The sequence below is a fragment of the Bacillus sp. JJ634 genome (genome assembly GCF_036962285.1).
In the GTDB taxonomy this organism is placed as follows: Bacteria; Bacillota; Bacilli; order Bacillales; family DSM-1321; genus Peribacillus; species Peribacillus asahii_A.
In genome coordinates, this window is record NZ_JBALMU010000213.1 from 3,773 (window position 1) to 4,373 (window position 601).

1 pseudogene and 1 riboswitch are annotated in these 601 nt (G+C 37.4%); the pseudogene reads right to left on the minus strand.

Features of this window, described 5'->3' with window-relative positions:
• Positions 1 to 160 (minus strand): annotated as a pseudogene (locus tag V7068_RS22100) (amino acid permease); the annotation flags it as partial.
• Positions 161 to 336: 176 nt separating this feature from the next.
• A riboswitch (Lysine riboswitch) is annotated at positions 337 to 520 on the minus strand.
• Positions 521 to 601 lie beyond the last annotated feature (81 nt).

A 601-nucleotide genomic window follows, 5' to 3' on the forward strand; every position in this document is an offset into this window, starting at 1 on the left:
CAACCAGTGCTCCGCCAGGTCCAGCTTGATGAATAGCTCCTCCACTAGCTAGAAATAAACCAGTCCCAATTGTTCCACCTAAAGAAATCATCATTAAATGACGAGCTTTTAGATTCCGTCTTAATTGGGAAGGGGGTGTTGATAAGTTTGAATTTTTCATACATGTAACACTCCTTTTAAATTAGAAGGAAAGGACATTAGAAAAACACGAATTATCGCTTCTAATGGCGAAAGTCGATGTCTTTTTTATATCTAAGAGAAGTTAAACTTTCTTAAAGTATAAAAAAACAGCCATCGAAAGATCGACGGCTGTTTTCTATAAACCCGTGTAATCCTTCCGAAGATAGCTCCCCACGTTGTTTCAGCAACGTGACAGTAATGTGCCTATTCGGTCACATCACCAGCAAGATGATCCCAAGAAAATCATCTTGCTTCGGCAACTTATCCTTTTAAACGAAGTCATCGATATTCTTGTATCTCACTCGTTCTACTTTTATAAGCCGCAGCCTCTACCCCATCGGTTAATGAGGAAATATGCATTTTTTTATTATAGTAGAATTATAATCTAGTGACTTAAATAGTGCAATGATAACTTATTGGA